This is a genomic window from Neobacillus vireti, from assembly GCF_001026695.1.
Lineage (GTDB): Bacteria > Bacillota > Bacilli > Bacillales > Cytobacillaceae > Neobacillus > Neobacillus vireti.
Genome location: NZ_LDNB01000006.1, coordinates 107,854 through 130,502, shown reverse-complemented (window position 1 = coordinate 130,502; position 22,649 = coordinate 107,854). Strand labels below are relative to the sequence as shown.

At 37.0% G+C, this 22,649-nt stretch carries 18 protein-coding genes; 4 read left to right on the top strand and 14 right to left on the bottom strand.

Translation table 11 applies throughout. The features are described 5' to 3' along the window. Window positions 1–29: 29 nt before the first annotated feature. Genes AA980_RS06835 through AA980_RS06820 form a run of 4 tightly spaced genes read right to left on the bottom strand, consistent with a single transcriptional unit; the run spans window position 30 to window position 4,680 of the window. Window positions 30–1,520, bottom strand: a complete 1,491-nt coding sequence (locus tag AA980_RS06835; protein ID WP_024028405.1) for a Na+/H+ antiporter subunit D — start codon at window positions 1,518–1,520, stop codon at window positions 30–32. Further along, the gene (locus AA980_RS06830; RefSeq protein ID WP_024028404.1) at window positions 1,513–1,851 is read right to left on the bottom strand and encodes a Na(+)/H(+) antiporter subunit C; all 339 of its coding nucleotides are present in this window, start codon (window positions 1,849–1,851) and stop codon (window positions 1,513–1,515) included. The genes AA980_RS06835 and AA980_RS06830 overlap by 8 nt, the downstream gene beginning before the upstream one ends. Beyond that, a complete protein-coding gene (locus AA980_RS06825; RefSeq protein ID WP_024028403.1) occupies window positions 1,851–2,276 on the bottom strand; it encodes a Na(+)/H(+) antiporter subunit B in 426 nt (141 codons plus the stop codon). Before AA980_RS06825 ends, AA980_RS06830 begins: the two co-directional genes overlap by 1 nt. Continuing rightward, window positions 2,260–4,680 carry a Na+/H+ antiporter subunit A gene (locus AA980_RS06820; protein ID WP_047771405.1) on the bottom strand — a complete coding sequence of 807 codons (2,421 nt, stop codon included), beginning with the start codon at window positions 4,678–4,680 and terminating at the stop codon, window positions 2,260–2,262. The genes AA980_RS06825 and AA980_RS06820 overlap by 17 nt, the downstream gene beginning before the upstream one ends. A gap of 141 nt (window positions 4,681–4,821) precedes the next feature. Between AA980_RS06820 and AA980_RS06815 the strand changes: the two genes are divergently transcribed. Beyond that, window positions 4,822–5,514, top strand: a complete 693-nt coding sequence (locus tag AA980_RS06815; RefSeq protein WP_024028401.1) for a universal stress protein — start codon at window positions 4,822–4,824, stop codon at window positions 5,512–5,514. Window positions 5,515–5,875: 361 nt separating this feature from the next. Here AA980_RS06815 and AA980_RS06810 read toward each other — a convergent pair whose 3' ends face one another. The 3 genes from AA980_RS06810 to AA980_RS06800 all read right to left on the bottom strand — a co-directional run bounded on the left by AA980_RS06810 (window position 5,876) and on the right by AA980_RS06800 (window position 10,874). Then, window positions 5,876–9,046 carry an ATP-binding cassette domain-containing protein gene (locus AA980_RS06810; RefSeq protein WP_024028400.1) on the bottom strand — a complete coding sequence of 1,057 codons (3,171 nt, stop codon included), beginning with the start codon at window positions 9,044–9,046 and terminating at the stop codon, window positions 5,876–5,878. A 394-nt stretch (window positions 9,047–9,440) separates the two neighbouring features. After that, the gene (locus AA980_RS28230) at window positions 9,441–9,629 is read right to left on the bottom strand and encodes an SRPBCC domain-containing protein (RefSeq protein ID WP_024028399.1); all 189 of its coding nucleotides are present in this window, start codon (window positions 9,627–9,629) and stop codon (window positions 9,441–9,443) included. Window positions 9,630–9,782: 153 nt separating this feature from the next. Then, window positions 9,783–10,874: an HD-GYP domain-containing protein gene (locus AA980_RS06800; RefSeq protein ID WP_024028398.1), complete on the bottom strand. Its 1,092-nt coding sequence runs from the start codon at window positions 10,872–10,874 to the stop codon at window positions 9,783–9,785. Between the two features lie 470 nt (window positions 10,875–11,344). Between AA980_RS06800 and AA980_RS06795 the strand changes: the two genes are divergently transcribed. Beyond that, on the top strand, window positions 11,345–11,875 hold the full coding sequence (locus AA980_RS06795) for an HD domain-containing protein (protein ID WP_024028397.1): 531 nt from the start codon (window positions 11,345–11,347) through the stop codon (window positions 11,873–11,875). Between the two features lie 133 nt (window positions 11,876–12,008). On the opposite strand, the gene AA980_RS06790 is transcribed toward AA980_RS06795, so the two are convergent. Beyond that, window positions 12,009–12,971 carry a tRNA dihydrouridine synthase gene (locus AA980_RS06790; protein WP_024028396.1) on the bottom strand — a complete coding sequence of 321 codons (963 nt, stop codon included), beginning with the start codon at window positions 12,969–12,971 and terminating at the stop codon, window positions 12,009–12,011. A 302-nt stretch (window positions 12,972–13,273) separates the two neighbouring features. Between AA980_RS06790 and AA980_RS06785 the strand changes: the two genes are divergently transcribed. Beyond that, complete coding sequence (locus AA980_RS06785) at window positions 13,274–14,014, top strand: type II toxin-antitoxin system Phd/YefM family antitoxin (protein WP_024028395.1); 741 nt, start codon at window positions 13,274–13,276, stop codon at window positions 14,012–14,014. A gap of 120 nt (window positions 14,015–14,134) precedes the next feature. Here AA980_RS06785 and AA980_RS06780 read toward each other — a convergent pair whose 3' ends face one another. Beyond that, on the bottom strand, window positions 14,135–14,614 hold the full coding sequence (locus tag AA980_RS06780; protein ID WP_024028394.1) for a CBS domain-containing protein: 480 nt from the start codon (window positions 14,612–14,614) through the stop codon (window positions 14,135–14,137). Window positions 14,615–14,662: 48 nt separating this feature from the next. Further along, window positions 14,663–15,874 carry an MFS transporter gene (locus tag AA980_RS06775; RefSeq protein ID WP_024028393.1) on the bottom strand — a complete coding sequence of 404 codons (1,212 nt, stop codon included), beginning with the start codon at window positions 15,872–15,874 and terminating at the stop codon, window positions 14,663–14,665. Window positions 15,875–16,041: 167 nt separating this feature from the next. On the opposite strand from AA980_RS06775, the gene AA980_RS06770 reads away from it, so the two are divergent. Beyond that, entirely contained in the window at window positions 16,042–16,914 is an 873-nt protein-coding gene (locus AA980_RS06770) for a LysR family transcriptional regulator (protein ID WP_024028392.1), read from the top strand. A gap of 197 nt (window positions 16,915–17,111) precedes the next feature. Here AA980_RS06770 and AA980_RS06765 read toward each other — a convergent pair whose 3' ends face one another. The 4 genes from AA980_RS06765 to AA980_RS06750 all read right to left on the bottom strand — a co-directional run bounded on the left by AA980_RS06765 (window position 17,112) and on the right by AA980_RS06750 (window position 22,227). Further along, window positions 17,112–19,400 (bottom strand): ATP-binding cassette domain-containing protein, encoded by a 2,289-nt coding sequence (locus AA980_RS06765; protein WP_024028391.1) that lies wholly within the window; start codon window positions 19,398–19,400, stop codon window positions 17,112–17,114. A gap of 629 nt (window positions 19,401–20,029) precedes the next feature. Beyond that, window positions 20,030–20,758 (bottom strand): amino acid ABC transporter ATP-binding protein, encoded by a 729-nt coding sequence (locus AA980_RS06760; protein WP_024028390.1) that lies wholly within the window; start codon window positions 20,756–20,758, stop codon window positions 20,030–20,032. Then, a complete protein-coding gene (locus tag AA980_RS06755) occupies window positions 20,755–21,399 on the bottom strand; it encodes an amino acid ABC transporter permease (protein WP_024028389.1) in 645 nt (214 codons plus the stop codon). Before AA980_RS06755 ends, AA980_RS06760 begins: the two co-directional genes overlap by 4 nt. Before the next feature lie 57 nt (window positions 21,400–21,456). Then, complete coding sequence (locus tag AA980_RS06750; protein ID WP_024028388.1) at window positions 21,457–22,227, bottom strand: transporter substrate-binding domain-containing protein; 771 nt, start codon at window positions 22,225–22,227, stop codon at window positions 21,457–21,459. Window positions 22,228–22,649 lie beyond the last annotated feature (422 nt).

Genomic DNA, 22,649 nt, shown 5'->3' with positions numbered 1-22,649 from the left:
TTTCCATGTATCAAGATAACAATTTTGATCTATTGTGCAGGATTGCTGCCCAAGACTGCTTCAATATACTGGCTTGGATTCATTAAGCCCTCTACTGCAATATCAACGTAACCATGAATTCCTTCCGTACCTAATCCAAGCGCAATCGTTAATATGGTAAGGATTCCTATCGGTAACAATAATCCCTTCGTTGTCCCTTTTTCTTTCTCCTCTGTTAAGTCGGTATGCCCCCAAAATCCATTAATAAATATTTTCATTATCGAATATAGGACCATAAGGCTGGTAATCAGTCCAATTCCACCCAACCAAAAGTAGCCTGTTTTAAAAGTGCCCTCTGATATGAAAATTTTCCCTAGAAAGCCGCTTAACGGCGGAATGCCAGACAAGGATAATGCTGCTATAAAAAACATCCAGCCTAGTCCCGGGTGTAATCGGATAAGTCCGCTGATTTCTTTTAGCTTACTCGTTCCAGTAAGGTGTACGATTGTTCCGCCTAAAAGGAAAATCAGTGCTTTTATAATCATATCGTGAATCAAATAGTAAAGAGATCCCGTCATCCCTTCAGTTGTAAAGGAGGCAACTCCCGCTAAAATAAATCCAACACCTACAATAACGTTATAAGTCAAAATTCTTTTTATATCCCAAAATGCGACGGCCCCAATTGCTCCTAATAGCATTGTTACCGCAGCCAAAATCCCTATAAATAAATGGGTAACCTCTGGCCGATGATAAAAGACGAGTGTGAAAACTCTCATAATCGCATAGATTCCCACCTTTGTTAACAGAGCAGCAAAAATTGCCGAAATCGCTGTTGGCGGGGCACTGTAGGATCCAGGCAGCCAAAAGAATAGAAAAAGGCCCGCCTTTAAACTAAAAACAATTAAAAACAGAAGGGCAACCGTAGTCATAAGGCCTTCTTGTCCAACCTCAGCTACTCGAAGCGAAAGGTGCGCAAAATTCAAGGTGCCAGTCATTGCATAAAGGAATGCGATAGCAACAAGAAAAAGAAAGGAAGAGATGATGTTAATCAATATATATTTAATTGATTCCCTGAGCTGAGTTCTTGTGCTGCCTAATGAAATCAATACATAGGAGGCAACTAACATCACCTCGAAGAATACAAATAAATTAAAAATATCTCCCGTGAGAAAGGAGCCATTAACACCTGTGATCAGAAACAAAAATAACGGGTAAAAGTAGTACGATTCTCTCTCTCTTCCAATAGAGTTAAAAGCAAATAATAAACAGCAGAGTGAAACGATGCTTGTTACCAGAATCAATATAGCTGAAAACATATCAGCCACCATACTAACCCCAAAGGGAGCTTCCCAGCCGCCTAAATAAAGGGTTTGAATTCCTTTTGAAGAAATTTGAATGATCAATAATAGTGTCGCAACGCTAATAGCTATTGTAGAAAAGACACTTAGAAATCTCTGTAATATTAAATTTTCCCTAAAGATCACCATTATCATTCCCGCGATAATTGGGATAATGATGGGCAAAATGACCAAATTATTCATTCTCAGTACCTCTCAGTTGCTCTGTATCATCCGTGCCCAACACTTTATAAGCACGATAACTCAGCACTAAAAAAAGAGCTGTTGTTGCAAAATTTATCACAATTGCTGTTAATAAAAGGGCTTGTGGTAATGAATCAGCATAAGTTAGATTCTTTATTCCAAGAAGCGGCGGGCCACCTTTTTTTAATCCTCCCATCGTGATAATCAGTAAATTGACGCCATGACCAAGGATGGATGTTCCCAAAATGATTCTTAGCAGGGTTTTTGTCAAAATCAAATAAGTTCCAATTGCAAATAATATACCAACTAGGATAGACATTAACGTTTCCATTATCGATCATCACCTATACTCATAATGATCGTAATCGAGGTTCCAATAACGGCCAACCCTACCCCGATATCAAAAATCACCGCCGTTGCAAGTTCCGTTTTTCTGAAAATAGGAAGATTAAAATAACCGAACGTCTGTGTTAAAAATGGGGCATCAAAAAGAATCGCACCGACTCCCGTTAGAACAGCAATCAACACACCTACAGCAGCCAACACTTTAAAATCTACTGGTATATTTTTACGAACCGTTTCGATATCAAATGTTAGAAACAAGAGGATTATCGCTGATGCAAATGCCAGACCGCCGATAAATCCACCACCGGGATAATGATGGCCAGAAAAAAAGAGGTTAATGGCAAACGTAAAGATGATAACGACTGCAACTTTTGTAACGCTTCGTATGATGACATCATTCGGCTCCTTCATTTCTATCCCTCCTTGGTCTAAGCTTAATTAATGTATAAACCCCTAGACCGGCAACGGTCAGCACAAGAATCTCCAGCATTGTATCAAACCCTCTAAAATCAACAAGGATTGCATTGACAATATTTTTTGCACCCGCCAGTTCATACGAGTTTTCATAAAAACTTGAAATCGATTCAAATAGGCGATTTCCGTTTGCAGCTAATGCTACGATTGTAACCAACACACCAACACCGATAGAGATAAAAGCATTTACCGCTTTAAATCGTACACGACTTATCTCCTTCTTCATTTGCGGCAAATGATAAAAGCATAATAGGAACAGGGCCGTTGTAACCGTCTCAACTACCAGTTGCGTTAATGCCAAATCGGGAGCACGAAATAGAACAAAGAAAAAAGAAACGAGAAATCCAAGTGCTCCAACTGCAACAATGGCTGTCAGCCTCGTTTTTGAAAACAGGACGGTTATTGCGGTAATAATCATCGCAAACATTAACCCCAATTCAAAAAAATTGGCAGGTGCATCACTAGAGGGGTCAAAGGAAAAGCCATCAAACAACCACATCGCCCCGCCAACAACAAGGATGATAAACGAAAATATGTAGACTAAATAATCGCGGAGGAACCCCGTCATATACCGTTCCGTTATGAACTTAGATGAACTTTCCATTTTCTCCAATCCAAGATTATACATATTATTTAACGTGAAATTGTCTGGGTATAAATGATAAATTCGATACCACTTTTTCAAATATATGTACAACAATGCGCCCAGCCCGATGACTCCCAACGTCATAAATAACTCCGTATTCCACCCATGCCAAGCACTTATTTTTACATTTAATTCACCTGCATCAGCGAGCGTTGGCAACACTGCATGCAGAGCGGGATTTAATAAATAATCGGAAAGAACATTTGGAAAGAAGAAAATAACCATGACAAGAGATCCAAGGACAAGTGGAGAAATTAACATCCCTATCGGAGCCTCATGCACGTCCCTACCTAATTTTTCAGGTTTATTCTTCCCTCTAAAGGTTTTAAAAACAAGAATCATGCTATAAACAAAAGTAAACACACTGGCAATCCATGCGATGACCGGTATAGCCAGGCCAATAGCGTCTGCATTAAACACAGACATATTTGATACATTTAATACGGCAGTAAAAAACATCTCTTTACTTAAAAATCCATTAAATGGCGGAAGGCCAGCCATTGCAAAGCTTCCAATCACTGTCAGGGTAAAGGAAATTGGCATAAGGTGCATCAAACCGCCTAACCTCCGAATATCTCGTGTTCCCGTCTCATGGTCAATAATACCAACGACCATAAACAAACAGCCTTTAAATGTGGAATGATTAACTAAATGGAAGATCGCTGCAAATATTGCCACAGCATATACAGAGGAATCATTACCAACGCCGTAGTACAAGGATGCAGAACCTAAACCAAGAAGGCTCATGATTAAGCCTAATTGACTAATGGTTGAGTATGCTAATAAAGCCTTAAGATCTGTTTGTCTTACAGCATTGACAGACCCATATAATAAGGTGATAATTCCTACTCCTGACACAAGCCAAAACCATTCAGCAGCCCCTCCGAAAATCGGAGTCAGACGGGCAACTAAATAAATACCTGCTTTTACCATTGTTGCCGAATGCAAATAAGCACTTATTGGCGTAGGTGCCTCCATAGCATCTGGCAGCCAGATACTAAATGGAAATTGAGCTGACTTTGTAAATGCTCCAATTAATATTAATATCATTGCGGGAACAAACAATGAATGCGATGGAATATCAGCTGCATTGCTTACCATTTCTCGAATACTATACGTATCCGTAATCATAGAAAGCATGATGAAGCCTGCCAACATCGCCAGCCCGCCAAAAATCGTAATCAACATCGATTTTTGTGCGCCATATCGTGATTTTTCACGTTCATACCAGTAGGCAATTAATAAGAAAGAAGATACACTTGTTGTTTCCCAAAAAACATATAGAACAACAATATTATCAGAAAATACTAGACCAAGCATAGCTCCCATAAACAACAGCAAATACACATAGAAATTATGCAGGGCTTCACGATGTTTAGACATATAGAAAATGGAATAAAGGATCACTAGTGCACCAATTCCCGAAATCAAAAGTCCGAATATCAAGCTTAGCCCATCAATATGCGTCGTGAAGTTAATATTGTAGGCCGGAATCCACGGTACAGTAGCTGTGATAGTATTCTCTTTAGAAATTTGGGGAATAAAGGCAAATAAATAGACAAATATCAGCACGGGAATAAAAAGGACAAACCATCCTGTATGAATACGCGGTGTCAATTGCTTATATATGTATGGTACTGCTATTGCAAATAGAAATGGAATCAAAATCATTATGTGAAACCAAGAAGACATCATACCCCTCCTTTGTTATACATTACAAAAAAGTACATTATTGTTAATTAGATTGACTGTTTGTATACCATGGGTTATAGTCATACATAGTTTATTAAAGAGAGAATTAAATTGGGTTCTCAGCCATTCCGAGGTGAACAAATGATGAAAAAAATCAAAGAGCGCATGGACGAAAGTATCCTCGTCTGTATATATTATGGACCTAACGGTGAACGTCTCATTCAGCGAGGCTGTAAAATTGCAAATATGCTGGATTGTCCGCTATACATCCTCACGGTAGACCCTAAACCATTTGATGATTTGGACCCAGAAAAATCAAACTATATTGCAAGATGGAAACAATTAGCTGCCCAACATAATGCTGACGCATTTATTATTAAGGATAATGAACAAAGACCGATTTCAAAAGTGATTGCAGAGGTTGCCAGAGAAAAAAACATTACACAGATCATACTCGGCCAAACTGCTCAAAGTCGTTGGGAACAAATAGCTAAAGGGTCGATTATTAACTCGTTATTACGTGAAATTCCATTTGTTGATCTTCACATCATTTCCGTTTCCCGTTATCTAAGAAATCCTGATAGACATTTCGAAAAAGGTGTCCGTGCTTATCTTGTTAAAGAGAACAATAACTACCGTATAATCTTTAAGTATACAAAGGATATAGAATTCGAAGGGATTTTCTTTAAGGAATTTGGAACTGACTTTAATAACGGTATTTTCAAATTTATGAAAGATAAAGAAACATTACAAGTCAAAGTATATGATGACATTGTTAAAGACTTAACAAACGTTGAGATGGATACGAACTTATCTTCTGATGAAGATTACTTATAATATATCTTCAGATCCCCATCATCAAAAAGGTGGGGATTTTTTGTTGCTTACATTTGATTAAGCTTTTACACAATCTGAATTAAGTTGAAAAAATAGCACACTACTTCAGATTCTCCTAGATTAATGTGAAAAAGAGTATCTGGAATATTGTGCTCGTTTACAACATTAACGATGTTACATAACTAAACCATAACATACAATTATGTTACATTACAAACTTTAGAATTGGCACTAGATTGTTAATCCTCCCCAGACAGTACCGTTTTAGTACATGGGGACCTCCAAGTCAAGGTCCCCCCTGGGGTGATTAGTTGTCTCTCCAAAAATAAGTTAAAACATAACTTATTTTTATCATGCTAATTTAGTTATTTTGCTCAAGGCATTGATAAACCGCCATCATATCTCGTTTATTTAACTCACGAATACGATTGAAAATGGGAATATCTGCGACAGCTTCTGTATATAAGCTTTCATCAACAACATCATTTACTGTTCCAGTTACCCATGTTTTTACTGGAATGCCTTCAACAAGTTCCTTAAGGCCCTCATTATTGATGCCGCTCACAAGACAACTTACACATGGAATGGTTAATTTAAATACGCCATCATGCAGATTATCTTCTGATATCACTTTCTTTCCTTTACAGAATGGACATGGATGGCTTTTTTTAATTTTATTAATTTCGGTAACTAATTTTTTGTAACCAAATGCTTCATAAACATAGGTTAGTTTTTTGTATTTTCCATTTGTGAAATACTTATCGATGATCGTTTCTCTTGTTTCATTGATAGCTGGAAAATCACAGATGGTCACTTGATTATTGCTGCTAATGGATTCGATATTGTCTTTAATTATGTCCCAGAATGGTAAGACATTTTGTAATACCATTTCATATCCTGTAAAGCTTGCTTGTTCTAATTCAAACATTTTCAAAGCGACTTGTGTTTTTCTAGGCAGTAAAGAGACATCTTCTGTCAAAATCATATCGCCGCCTACAATCGATTTCAGTTTGACGAGTGCAGGTATATCACCTACTATTTTCAATACTTGGTCAATCGGCTGATTGTTTATTTCACGAATATCTGTGTCTCCAAATTTAAGCGGTTTATGGTGATTTAAAACAGTACCCTCACAAATTGGACAGGTAATCTTTTCTTTAGAAGCTTTCATTTGCTCTTTAATAATTGATTTTGACACAACCATATACATACCAAGGATGGTATTAAAACCTACCCATGTTCTGCGCGCTTTGCCTTTCTTATCATAAAATGACTTTTCAAAATAGCCGTACCAAAATGTATGCTTTTCTTCTTCTAACATCTCACTATAGCTTTTCGTCAGGTCATGCCCAAGCTCATTCTTTAGTTCTTCAAATATAAATTCCAATTTTGGGTATTGATAAAATTTTAATACTTCCATTACTTCTGGATGGAATAGGCCATCCCAGAATGGTAGATTTTTGTCTTGAATCACAAGCTCTTTATCGAATATTCCAATCTTAAGACGTCCTGAGCATGATGGACAATGATTGTCCGCAGAATAAAAATCAAAGCTTCTCGTGTCTTTGTTGGTCGGATGCGACGCTATAATATGGTTAATCACGCCACCCATTTCATAAAGGAAACTATATTGACTATACAAATGTCTTTCAAGATCAATGGCAATGACAGGGGCTATGGAATCAGAATTGTATTCACCATAAATCAAACGGGCCATTGATGATAAGCTTTTTAAAATACCGCCCTTATAGATATTTTCTGCATGTTTAAAATAGTCGATATGATTCTCTTTTAAATACGTAATGCCATGTTGTGATTTAAGAGTAGACGAAATAGATGTTTGAGCAGCGACATCTTCCCTATTTTTAGTCTCAAAATATTCATGATGGCTAACAACATCAAGATGCGTTACAGGTTCATTCTTTCTTCTACCAAAATCAACGACGAAATCAGAGTTTTCCATCATATAGGCATTATGTTCAATCATCATGATTGAAACGGATTCATCATGTAGAATACCTCGGATACTATCAATAAATTGATTTAAAATATTTTGTGATAAACCTTTGGAAGGTTCATCAAAAATGAAAAGTGTATGAGGATTTCTCGAATTGGCAAACAGTTCCGAGACTAAATGCACACATTGAAATTCACCAGTCGATAAGGTTTGCGTTTTTCTATTTAAAGTCAAATAACCAAGTCCAAGTTTGATCAATAAGCTCAAACGTTTATGCGCGATATCTTCATTGGGAAGTTCAGCAATGATATCTTCAATGGAGCGGTCGAAAATATCCTCAATATCTTCACTATATTTTGTGATTTTCTTTTTAATATCAAGAAAGGTCGCAACGGTTGACCGACTTGTAATCGATTGGTTTCGATCTTGTCCAACCATAACGAGTTTATCTTTTTTGTACCGCTTCTGAAAATCCTCGGCAATACATTCGTTGACAAGCGTTGATTTACCACATCCAGACTCTCCGGTTATGGTTACAAGTCTATTTTTTGGTATTTTAATTTCCGCCATTTGAATATTGCGGCAATATAAATCATGAAATTGATAGTAATCGGTTGGCTCTTCCTCATTTTGTTCTGAGTTTACTGGTTTTGGGCGCGGTGATTCATCGACGATTTTCCCGCCATATTTACCACTGCCAGGTCCAAAGAATACGCAGGTCTCGGTTGTATCGAGCACTGTGTCAGAATGGTCAATAAGCCAAATTTGATTCTTATAGCCTAATTGTTTAATTTGTTCTAAAATTTTTAATAATGTTTCGTGATCAATACCGACTGATATTTCATCAATGATAATGACGGTATTTTCACTTACAGCCATGAATTCTGCGAGGTAAAGTCGTGTTAATTCTCCGCCAGACAATGTACCCATAATTCTGTTTAATGTTAAGTAACCCATATTCATACTGATAATGTTTTTAAGTATATGTTGTTTTTCTTCACTAATATGTAAGTCTTCGGAAAGCGAAAGAATCGTTTCCATATTTAAGTTGTTCATATCTGCTATACTATGCGGTTTACCAAATAAATCGATTGTATATTGCAGAGTTTCCTCGTTATAACGCTTTCCATGACACTTAGAACATTCAACATTGCTGTTAGTGCCGCGGCCTTTACACTTAGGACACCAGCCTAATTCATTATTAAATGAAAACACTTCTGGAGAAAGATTATATTCTTTAGCGAGTCTTACACGAATCTCTGTAAACACGCCAGTATGCGTGCCAATTGTTGAACGTGGATTAGAAGAAATCGATGATCTTCCAAGAAACAGTACTAAAGGCATTTCTTCCATATTAATGGCACTGAAATTTGTTTCCATAATTTCAGGAAATAAATACTGATAATCAGCCTTTGGCAATAAAGAAACGAGACGCTTTTTCGATTCTTCTCCAATGGTTTGACAAAAAGTTGTTTTTCCAGATCCAGATAAACCAGCAATGCCTAATGATTGATCTTCCGGCAAGACGGCATCTAAACGGTTTATATTATTTGCAATTAATTGATTTATTTTCATACTTGATATCCTCTCCATTCTCTAAATCTAGTATTGCCAGGTTAGCATAACTTCAAATGAATTTGTTGTGCTTTTTTTCGAATCGACAACTCATTTAATTGTAGTTTTGTATCAATATTTGTACTACGAAAAGCGCAAGCGCCCTGTTCAGCGGCCAGCGTATAGCCTGGAGCGCTCCAACTGAGATAAAGGAAACACGGTGAGCGCAAGCGAACCGATGTTGACTTATCGTAGGGCGGAGAGCGAAGGACATTAGCTACTAGGGCTCTGGAGCTGGACAATTCTCAAAGTTCAATGATATAAATTCTGATATGATAAAAAAGCAAACGGCTCAGTCCTCTACTGAGTCATTTGCATTTTTCAATACGTTAGCTTAATCCTAAAAAAACTCGCTTCAGCGGTTTGGTCTTACCTTTCCTCTAGCACTTTTTTCAAGATCGCTGGCCATTTTCACCCAACCATATTTCGCACCATTGAACGCTTGATCTTCTTTCTCGAATCCTGTTTGATCAAGATGTAAGTAGGTTGTCCCATCCTCGTGCTTCAATGTCCATGTGACTGTAGTGTTAATCGGACCACCCACCTATGTGTAAGATAGCTTATAAGGCTCGTCCACTATTAATACTTCACAATCGACAATTAAATTCCACTGCGGATTTCGGAATTGACATTTATGTCCTCCGACTGGCTTAAAGTCATTTTCCATGATCCATTTGGCAAGAGCGCCTTAACCGAACTACATGATTGCGTCACAATCAATAATTTCTACTGCTAAAGCTGTTTTTAAATCCACATCATAGACTTTTTCGTCTTCTAATCTTTGTCCTTCTATTTCTACCACTCGGATAATAGGTCTTTCCGGTAACCCCGCATTGTTCTTTACAACAATCCCTACATACCCATTATTTAATTTCACAGTTACCCCGATCGGATACATGATGACAGCCCTTCTGAAATTTTCAACTAGCTTAAATTCAAAATGATTCCCTGCCCCGACATACAATATTTCTAACCCCTTATGCGGTAACATGGCTTTGCGGTAAGAACGATTTGACGTTACCGCATCAAAAACATCCGCTACCGCCATGATTTTTGCAAGAGGATGAATATCTTTTCCTGTTATCCCCCTGGGATAACCCGAACCATCTATCTTCTCATGGTGTTGGAACGCACAGTGGGCTACAACTAAAGGAATACCAAACTGTTTGCGTAAAAACTCATACCCCTCTGTGGTGTGGGTTTTAATTAACTCAAACTCTTCTAGTGTCAATTTTCCTGGTTTGTTTAATACTTCAACAGGTAAGGCTAATTTACCGATATCATGGAGTAAAGCTCCTAAACCTAAAACTTCTAAGGTCTTTCTATCTAAGCCCATATAAAGTCCCAGCTGTAAAGAGTAGACCATTACATTAAAAGAATGACTGTATAAATGATTGTCAAATATTTGGACAGATGTCAATAAGTTCAACGCTTTTTTATTACTCTGCAATTCATCTAATATATTATTGCAAATACTTTGAAACGATTTTATCGTGTCGGGATTTAATCTTCCGGATAATATTCCTTTATCTGTGAAGGAATCCATTGATGTTTTGATTTCGTTTAACGCTTTTTGTTTCAATTGGAAAGGAATATCGTTATCGTCAATTAATCCTTCTGTGTATTGATCCTTTACAAATACGGTATAGACACCATACTGTTTCAATCTTTCTATTACAGTATCTGTTAATTTATATCCTTTTGCTAATAAAACGTGTCCTTTTGAATCATATATTGTTTTTGCTAGTTCTAAACCCGCTTTACATCTTTCTAAAGCTAATAATCTCATGTCGCACCAACTCTGCCAAAATTAAATTTCGTTTAGTTTATGTATCTTACTGTGATCATTTTTATCTCCGTTTTAATCTGAAAAACATATTACATAGTGAAAACGATAATTCCCACTGGATTTAATTTACTTATTTCTTCTAAAAAAAATATTTTTTCATTCCTGGGTTGGGAGTGCAAGTTCATGATTGTTTTGTTTGTTTTAATAAAGAGGCATCTGTAAGTACACCTTTATATTTTAATGCATACATTCGAAAATCAATAGATAATTTTTCTATTTCTCTTATTAGCTTATTTACCGCTTTAAAATGGTGTTTTTTAACTATGATCATATTTGAAATTCATTGATACACTAATTACAGATTGCTGATGATTACAGCCATGAAATACATTTAAATCGTTTAACTTATTACAAAAACAACACCAAATGTTTTATAATACAAACTAATAATTTTAATAGGGGTGATTAACATGAGACACGTAACCTTGATTCAAATTTTCAATCATCATATAGCGAAAAAATATCTTAGTCGTTCTGGAATTGCTCATGCAATCGCTTGTGCCTACCACGCGTTTAAATTAGCAAAAGAATACAACGTATCTGTTGACTTGGCAACCAAAGCAGCCCTGCTGCACGATATGGGTCATTATACTTGGTATAGTAATGGAAAATGGGATTATGATTTATATAAGAAGAATGATATTCATGCGATAAAAGGGGCGGAACGAGCCCATAAATTATTGATCAGATTAGGTGAAAATCCAATTATCGCTAAAGAAATTGCGTTAGCAATTTTATTTCATACGGATTCTTATATGCCAGAAGGTTTTATCAAAAGGACACCATTACAGGAAATTGTAAAATTAGCAGATGAGTCAGACGAGGAACAAGGCGGAATGCATCATTATCGAAAAATAGACAAAGAAAAGGCTATAAAAATGATTGTCCGATTGGATCAAATGGTTGAAGAAGAATTGAGAATAACTTCTGATAAATCGTAAAAATGGCAAATCAGCAGCCCGCCAATCTATTACTTGGCAGGCTGCTAAAAATGAGTGGTAAAAGGAAAGTTTTTAATTCCAATCTACTTTCTCTAACTTTTTAAGAGTTACATCATTTCATTGTTCCGTCCCATCAACAATCTTTTCCAAAGTTATCAAGCAATGCACGCACTTCATCTGTTGATTTCGTGTTCATCAATTGATTTCTTAATTCAGCAGCTCCAGGGAATCCTTTTACATAAATTTTGAAAAAGCGATGAAGCCCTGTGATTGAACGTGGCAATACTTCCGCATATTGATCTTGAAGATCAAGCTGTAGTCTTAAAAGATCAAGGTGTTCTTTACTGCTATGCTCTTTTGGCTCTCTTTCAAAAGCAAAAGGATTTTTAAAAATACCTCGCCCGATCATAACGCCATCAATACCATATTGTTCAGCAAGCTGCAGCCCGGTTTGTCGATCAGGAATGTCTCCATTGATTGTTAACAGCGTATTGGGTGCGATACGATCACGTAATTTTTTGATTTCCGGAATTAGCTCCCAATGCGCATCTACTTGGCTCATTTCCTTTCTTGTACGTAAATGAATAGAAAGGTTCGCAATATCCTGTTTTAAAATATGCGTCAGCCACTCCTCCCACTCCTGAACCTCCTCATAGCCAAGTCGTGTTTTCACACTGACAGGCAGTCCGCCCGCTTTTGCTGCTTGAATAAGTTCTGCCGCAACGTCTGGACGCAAAATAAGGCCACTACCCTTCCCTCTCGATGCCACATTCGGTACTGGGCAGCCCATATTTATATCGATGCCTTTAAATCCTAACTCTGCCATGCCAATACTCATCTGACGGAAATATTCGGGATTATCTCCCCAAATATGTGCCACCATTGGCTGTTCATCTTCTGTAAAAGTCAACCGGCCACGCACACTTTTCATGCCCTCTGGATGACAATAGCTATCCGAGTTTGTAAACTCTGTGAAAAATACATCCGGTCGGCCGGCTGCACTTACTACGTGACGAAAAACAAGATCTGTCACATCTTCCATCGGTGCAAGTACAAAAAATGGTCGTGGTAAATCACGCCAAAAATTATCTATCATTTCAAACTCAAATCCTCTCTATGGATAAAACTTCAAACTCTCAATCAAAAAATATTAAGTCATATGTTCCACTTCTTTTACACTTATATCATGCTTAATAACTTATTATCAAACACAAGTGCTTTTGGCTATTTATAATTTGTGAAAATCGGCAATGTTTATTTTAACGAAAATCGGTCCTGAATGGTATTTTTACCCGACTTTCCCTCGACATCTATCCTCCTCTTGAAAAAATAATGGTAAAAACTTAAAATAAAAATAGCTATATTAGCTATATTAACTAATATTCTGGAGGGATTAATATGATCATTAACTCAACAGAACTACAGAATAATTTTGGAAAGTACTTAATGCTTGCCGCTCATGAGGATATTATTATTACACGAAACGGTACAGAAATTGCCAAACTAACAGCCATTATAGAACCATTGGCAGAGAAGATAAACTTAACAGATATGGTATATGAAAAATCTTCAGAATATAGCTATGACGGGAGAAGAGCAACTTTTGAAGAGTTTCTTCAACTACAGCGTGAATCCGAAGAAAGATATGAATATATTGATGGAGAAATCTATTGGCTAGCCTCTCCAAAAACGGCCCATCAATATGCATTAACCGAATTGTTTGGCATTTTCTATAACTTTTTTCAAGGAAAACACTGTACACCGATGGTCGCACCATATGATATCGAACTAAAGAGAACACCTGAAAACATTAATATGGTCCAACCTGATATTATGATTATTTGTGACCTCGAAGAGAAATTAAATGAGGATGACTATTATAAAGGTGTCCCTTCACTAGTGGTGGAGATTCTTTCGAAAAGCACGCGAAGAAAAGACCTGATTAAGAAACTAGATCTTTACATGTCTTGCGGGGTGGGCGAATACTGGATTGTGAATCCAGACAACAAGGAAGTGACTGTCTATTTCTTTGAGAATCAGAATTTCAGCAAAAATGCCACATACAAAAATAACGAGGCAGCTCAATCCTATCTATTTGAAGGGCTTAGTGCGGAGATCGGCAGGATATTTAGAGTGTAGAATAATGCAAACACTAAAGCTTTAGCCAGCGGGGTTCAGACCCAGCTGGCCAACTTTTCTTACGCACTCAACATGCGTGGAATGCATGTGGCACACATGGGGTGCTGGTGGGTATTTAGTCTATTGTTCCTGGATTGGTTCTTCATTAAGTATTGATTTTGATAAATTATGGATAATATCTCCACGGCTTATAATCCCTATAACACGACCTGCTTCATTCACTACAGGAATCTTTTTAAAATGGTGCTTGGATATTAAGCGAATGGCACTTTCAAAGTCATCATCGGGTGCTAATGTCTTAATATTTTTCTTTACCATGATTTCCTCAATTGGGGTATTCATTTTTTCTCTTAATACATCTTCTATTTTTTGAGCTTCTTCTAAAAAGGTAACATAGTAAGATAAATATAATTTCTCTTTATGCGGGGAAAGAAAGCGTACGATATCCCCGTCTGAAACGATGCCCACTAAATTTCCTTTATCGTCAACCACTGGGACACCGCCAATTCGATTCGTTTCTAAAATAGAAATTAATTCTTTGACAGTTGTTGAATGCTTAGCAGTAATTACTTTTCGAATCATAAAATCGCGTACTTGCATGTAGACCTTCCTCCTTTCTTGTATCATTATCCTTTTAACATTTTCCTATTATTTGATAGCTTGCTGTTCAGTTTGTCCACTCTTTTGCATAAACGTGACTTTTTTTCCGTGTGCGAAAAAATAGTAAACGATACAAAGTAAAACCACAACAGCCATGCTTACATACATTCCTCTAAACCCCAAGGATGGGAGGATAGATCCTAATACGAATGGTCCAATACCCATACCTAAATCAAAGGAAACGAAGAAAGTTGAATTCGCTAATCCAACACGGTGAGGCGGTGCTTTCTTAACCATAATCGTTTGAACGCAAGACATCGTTGTTCCATATCCAATCCCAATTAAAGCGCCGGCTATTAAAAGAATGAAGCCGTGTGAAGCTTGACTTAGGATAACCAATCCAGCTAAAAATAAGATCATACATGGATAAACAACTGAATTTTCACCTTTTAGATCAAATCTTTTTCCGGTAATAGGTCTAGATGCCAATAGACAAACAGCATACACAAGGAAAAAGAAACTTGCGGCTTGTGTCAAATTCACTTCATTGGCATAGGAAGAAATGAATGTCATTACACTTGAATAGGCAAATCCAAGGATGACCATTAGTACGGCCATGGAAAGCCCGCTAAATTCAAAGAAATCATTAAGTTTAAATCCTTTTAAGCTCTCCGCTTGCTCTTTCGAAATTTTTACATTTTCTACTCTCAGAGCTAAGGCAAGCACCATTCCAATAACTGCAAAAATAACACACATTAAAAAGGCCATGTTATATCCAGCTTGTTGAACAATGAGCAAAGCGATGAATGGACCAACAGCTGTCGCAATGGTTACACTCATTGAAAAATAACCAATTCCTTCTCCGCTTCTTTCGCGGGGAATTGAACTTGTCATAACGGTTGCTATGACTGTAGCGGCAATACCTAATGCTGCACCATGAATAAAACGGTCAATTAATAGTAGTGCTAAATTATTGATGACCAAGTAAAGAATAGTCGTTACAATAAACACAATAATCGATGAGTATAACAATTTTTTTCTGCCGATGACATCAAGATATTTCCCAGCTAACGGTCGGGAACAGAGAGTTCCGAGAATAAAGATACTTGAGGCAAGTCCTGCCAGACTTTGAGGAGCATCAAACTTTTTTACAGCATATTCAGAAAAAATAACCATGAGTAAATAAAAGTTCATACTCAGAAATAAGTTCGTTAAACAAACCATAATAAAGTCTTTTGTCCATAACTTTGGTTGAGTCACTTTTCCACCCACTCCTTTTTTATTTTTGCTCCATCCTCATGAGGACGGCCGCAAATCCTATTAAATGATGGCAATCAATTTTTTACGGTTCACACAATATTTATGGTACAATACCTTCACTAATAAATAAAATGCATGTTATTTATAAAGGAGATAAGTAATTAGTTATGCCGACCATTACTCAATTTGAAATCTTCGTAAGGGTTATTGATGAAGGAAGCTTTACAAAAGCTGCTCAAACACTACATATGTCGCAGCCAGCGGTCAGCCATGCGATTTCTGCTTTAGAATCAGAGTTAGGCGTTACTTTATTAGTGCGAGAGCGTGGGAAAGATTTAATTGTTACGGATATAGGGAAACGGGTTCTATTCCAAATAAGAAATATTCTTAATAGCCTTGAAAAAATTGACCAAGAAGTTTCGTTAGAAAAGGGATTAATCACTGGAACGATCCGTATTGCTACTTTTCCTAGTGTCACGGCTCACTTTTTACCAAAGATTATTAGCACTTTTCAACAAAAACGACGAAATGTTTCGCTAACGTTTAAGGAGGGTTCTCAAGAGGAAATCAAAGAATGGTTAATCTCACGGGAAATTGATATTGGATTTGTCGTTCTTCCGTGCCGCGAATTAGAAACGATCCCTCTTGTAAAGGATCGATATATTGTGATGCTGCCTGATGGCCATCCTTTGCTGCAGAATAAACAGGTGCGTCTGATAGATTTGGAAAACGAGCCCTTTATCATATCTAATGGCGGATATGAAGCACCTATTATTAATCTAATGAGAAAACAAAAAATTTCTATAATAGAGAAATATAATACAGCTAACCTAAATACATCATTAGGTATGATTAAAGAAGGATTAGGGGTACTTATTCTGCCTGAGCTCTCATTGAAAAATCTTTCTTTTCCCAAGGCGAACATCAGGCCATTAGAAACAAACCATTACAGACATATCGCCTTGGGCTTACCTTCATTAAAGGGAGCATCTCGTGCTGTCCAATTATTTATTGAAATAACAAAAGAACTATTTGATTAGGAATGTGATAACTAATAAATTCATTTCTTGGCGGCAGTATTTTTTATTAATATAAGAAAGCCAAAAAAACGCAAGTAGTGCAAAATAACTTGCATATTTTTGGCTCCTTATTTTTAATTCTTAATGTGTTAAAGCCACACTTTAACGATACCTTACTGTTATTCGAATAACCCTCTGAAGATTTAGATATTGGCCAACTATACGGTCCGTCCTGAATGTCTTCTAACTCCATCCTTTAACCATCGCGCTGTCAATGTTTCTGCATTTACCATCTCTTCCGGTGTTCCTTCGAATATAATTTGTCCGCCTTGTTTTCCTCCTTCTGGACCCAATTCTATTACCCAGTCGCTCGCCGCTATAAAGTCTAGTTTGTGTTCAATTATGATAACGGAATTACCTCTGTTTACAAGATTTTGAAATACATCTAAGAGTTTTTCATTATCTTCTGTGTGCAGTCCTGAGGATGGCTCGTCTAACAGATAGATTTGGCCGTCTTTTTGTAAGTGGCTTGCCAGTTTTAGACGTTGAATTTCTCCTCCGCTTAGGGAACTTGTCGTCTGCCCTAAGGTCAAATAACCTAATCCCACATCTTTTAGCGTATGGACTCTTTTTATGATTTTTGGCGCTTTAAAATAATTTATGGCCTCGTCTATTGTTAAATCTAAAATCTCTACTATATTTTTATCTTGATAGCGATAGCTAAGCGCTTCGTCTGAGTATCTCGTACCGCCACATGCCTCACAAGGGATCGTCACTGGATCTGCAAATGCTACTTCTGGCGTTAGGACTCCTTTTCCTTTGCAGACAGGACATGCTCCTAAGGAGTTAAAGCTAAACAATCCTGCCGGTTGCCCTGTTGCTTTTGAAAATATTGCGCGAATATCATCCATTATTCCCATATATGTAGCCATCGTTGAACGGTTGGAGATTCCTATACCGCCATGTCCTACCGTTATGGAATCTGGATACTTTTTCGTGAAGGCTTCCAATATTAAGGAGCTTTTACCTGAACCAGATACTCCACATACAGAGACTAAGACATTTTTAGGAATATTGACGCTTATATTTTTTAAGTTATTGTTACTTGCTCTTTTTATTGTAAAATAACTTTGTATTCCCCTTTGGTTTTTATTTATTTTTAGCTGGTGCTTTAAGGCTGTTGCGGTGGGAGAGTTTTTTAGTCCTTCTAATTTACCTTGATAGACAACTTTCCCTCCATTTACACCTGCTCCTGGTCCCATCTCAATTATTTCATCCGCAGCTTTTATTACTGATAGATCGTGTTCGATTACGATTACGGTATTATGTTGGTCTTTTATTCTTTTTAGCATCTTTATTAACATATCCACTTCTTCTGGATGGAGTCCCGCACTTGGTTCGTCGAAAATATAGGTGATATTGTTTAGACTGCTTCCTAAATGACGAGCGATTTTTACCCTTTGAGCTTCACCCCCGGACAGGGTGCCCATTTTTCTTGACAGACTCAAATATCCCAGTCCCATGTCGACTAGTTGTTTTACATACGGGATTGCTTGTTGTGCTATCGATTTCCCCATAGGATCTTTTATATTCTTTAGTTCTTCTAGCATTTCTGGGAGCTCTAATTGGTCGTATTCTGCGATATTTAGGCTATTTATTTTGCACTCTAATACCTTGGGGTTTAAGCCTGAACCTAGACATGTTGGGCATAATGAATGTGTTGACACTGCTAAGACGTCATCTTGGGATATTTGTTTTAGTTTTGAGATGTCTCTATTTATATAAACACGCGTAAATCTAGGTAATAACCCATCCCACTCTGCATTATGCGGTCCATTTTTTGTGTGAAACGGCGCATAAGCTCTTTCACCTTCTCGGGGACCATATAAAAATAGGTGGAGTTTTTCTTCTGAGTAGTCTTTTAGCGGTTTATCTGGATCGAATAATCCGCAGGTCATCATCCATTGACCTTGCCAGCCTGAAGGCGATAATGGTTTAAATTTCACTGCATATTCTCGAAGTGACTTATCGTAATCGATCAGCTTATCAAGGTCTGGTGCAATGACTTCCCCATATCCGCCGCATTCAGGACATCTGCCAAAAGAACTTTGACTTGAAAAATCAGTGGCAGAACCGATCGGTGGATTTCCTACTCTCGAGAACAAAAGTCTAATTAATGGATCAATATCCATATAGGTGCCCACTGTTGAACGGGAATTGCCTCCTATAGGTCTTTGTTCTACTACCACAACCGGGCTTAAGTTTTGCATAAGATCAGCGTGGGGTCGTTCGTACCTTGGCATTTGATTTCTGACATAGAGAGGATAGTTCAACGTCATTTGTCTTCTACTCTCTGTTGCTAATGTATCAAAAACCACTGAGCTCTTTCCTGAGCCTGAAAGGCCAGTAAATACGATGATTTTTTCTTTTGGTATGTTTAAATCTACATTTTTTAAATTATTTTCTTTAAGCCCTCTTAAAATGATTTCATCTTTTATTCCCGACATTTTACTATCCTTTCTATGCATTAATACATTTCACTGAATCGTTCAACGATACCGTCAGAACTAAACCCATTACTTGATAATAAAAACCTTCATTTCATAGTTTACCCATTTTCGCTTCACCATTACTATAGTCTTAACATGTATGGATTATAATTGACAACGTAAAAAAGGGTCAGACAATCATGACACATGTCCAGAGTGTATGTGGAAACACTTGGGTGCTGGTGAGATGAATTTACTTCAGCGGGTGGAAATCTTAACCGCCTGTTTTCATAAACTTTATTTTTAAAAAAAGAGAGAACCTCAAAAAATTTTCTATTTGAGGTTCTCCGTTAATATTACCCTATTATATTTTTTATAACTGAATGTTGATTTCACTTTGTTTGAAAAATAAACGGAAAAATTCCGTTTAAATTGGGAAATGCCCATATTTCCTTAATAATAAAGGGAGTTTTTCCGTTTATCTGATCCAAATCGCGGGATTTCGCCTAATTTAGAGCAGTTAATCGGAAGTTCTCCGCTTATATCTGCCTCTTAAGCTTCCTCTATAGACATTAGCCGGAAATTCTCCGCTTATGAATGCTCATACCTACACGAAAATCAACCATGAATAGTAACAGAGTCTTTTTTTATAGCACCTTACTTAAGAAAGCCTTAGTTCTCTCATTCTGTGGGTTACCGAATAACTGATTCGGTTCATTTTCTTCTACAATATATCCTCCATCCAAGAAAATAACACGATCTCCAACTTCCCGGGCGAATCCCATTTCATGTGTAACAACAACCATAGTCATCCCTTCTTTAGCAAGCTGTTTCATAACCTCTAAAACATCTCCGACCATTTCCGGATCAAGTGCGGAGGTCGGTTCGTCAAAGAGCATGATTTTTGGATTCATTGCCAGTGCCCTTGCTATCGCAACTCGCTGTTTTTGTCCCCCAGATAGTTCTCCCGGGTAGCTGTTTGCTTTTTCTTTAAGTCCAACCTTAACAAGTAACTCAAGGGCAGTTTTTTCAGCCTCCGCTTTATCAATAGTAAAAATTTTAATAGGACCTAAAGTGATATTTTCTAAGACAGTTTTATGTGGGAACAGATTGAATTGTTGAAATACCATTCCTACCTCTTGTCTAACTTTATTTATATTGATTTTGGGGTCTGTTATATTATGTCCGTTAATCACTACCTCACCGCCAGAGATTTCTTCCAGTCGGTTTAAGCACCGAAGGAATGTACTCTTTCCTGACCCAGAGGGGCCTATTACACATATAACCTCTTTTTCTTGCACCTCCGCATTAATTTCCTTTAATACCTCTATGTTTCCAAATGATTTTCTTAAATTTTTAACAGATATAATGCTCATCGCAGCTCAATCCTCTTTTCTACGAAATTAGCAAGTAGGGTTAATAAATAAATGATGATAAAGTAAATAATACCTACAGCCAGCCAAACCTTAAATGCTTCAAAGGTTGCTGAAGCCTGAATTTGGCCCTGCTGTGTTAAATCCGCAATTCCAATAACGGATAAAAGAGAAGTGTCTTTTAAACTAATAATGGATTGGTTCGTAATCGTAGGGAGCATTCTTCTAAAAGCCTGAGGCAGGACCACATACCGCATGGTTTGAGCTCCTGTAAAACCAATCGACCTAGCTGCTTCTGTTTGTCCCTTATCAATTGATTGAATGCCTGCTCTGATAATTTCGGCAAAATAGGCTCCTGCATTGATGGCAACAGTGATAATACCCGCTGTTGTATTGTTCAAGGAAACTATATGAAGTGAGTTTATCCCAAAATAAATAAAAAACAACTGTACTATAAATGGAGTTCCGCGAATTGCATCAACATACATTTTCGCTATCCAATTCAAGATTTTAATAGGCGCAAGCCGTAACATGGCCACCAGTAAACCAATTACAAAACCTAGAATAATGGCAATAACAAATATGTAAAGTGTGACTTGAAGTCCTTTTAATAATATTGGTAAGGCTGCAATAATAGTATCCACTTTTTTCATCCCCTTTCGAATAGAAAGCACGCTTTATGCGCGCTCTATAATCATTATCTATTCACCAAGATAAGAGTTTACGATTTTATCATATGTTCCATCTTTTTTGAGTTCAGCAAGACCTTTATTAATTTTTCCTAATAAATCCTTGTTTTGTCCTTTCAAAACAGCAATTCCATATTGGTCGCCATTTAATCGATCACCCACAATTTTCAAACCAGGGTCCTTTTGGGCAATCGCATAGGATATAACAGGATAATCTTCAATAAGTGCATCTGCATTTCCATTAGAAACTTCCTGGAACATTGCTGGACTATCGTTAAATTGAACCACATTAATTCCTAGTTTCGAGGCAGTTTCTTGTGCAAATTTAGCACCTGTTGTTCCTTTTTTAACGGCAACATTTTTTCCTTTAAGGTCATCAACTGATTTAATATTTGAATTATCTTTTTTTACAACAACTGTTAAACCTGCTTCAAAATACGGAGTTGAGAAATCTACTACCTTTTTTCTATCATCTGTAATGCTCATTCCAGCAATAGCTACATCAAGCTGATTGGCTTGCATAGCTGGAATTATTCCACCAAAATCCATTGCATTAAGTTCAATTTTAAAGTCCTGATTTTCAGCAATGGCATTGATCAAATCAATATCGATACCCTTATACTCATTTCCATCTTTATATTCAAATGGAGGGTAAGTGGTATCCACGCCAACTTTATATACCTTTTTACTACTCGCATTATCTCCTGTTGTTTCCTTGGCTCCGCATGCTGCGATGAAGAGAGTAAGAATTAAAAGCACACTAAGCAAACTAAATTTCTTCATTTTTCAAAGCACCTCATTTTTTAGATTATTCTTTTTGATATAGCAAGATATTAAACGCTATAAAAGTATTAATTTCTTGTATATACCCTAATTAGTGGACATTAAACTGGATTTTTTTGCTGAGGGTCCTACTGATGGCAAGTTCTTTTGAATAGGATCTAATATAACGGGGACAATTGTTAATTTTGTATTTGGCATAAGAATGGCACCTCCTTTGATTGATATGTCTATCACCGGAGGTGCCTGGTCGTTTATATGCGTTATTTGATTACGGGCTTACTATATCTTCGAAATGTTGCTTATTCAACTAAAGCACATTTATCTTTTTTTGTCTCAAGGCTCCTAAAGTATTCTTTCAACATCTCTTTCTCCAGAAGTGCACCCCAATACGGAATAAGTAATCCTTTAACTCACAAATCTAT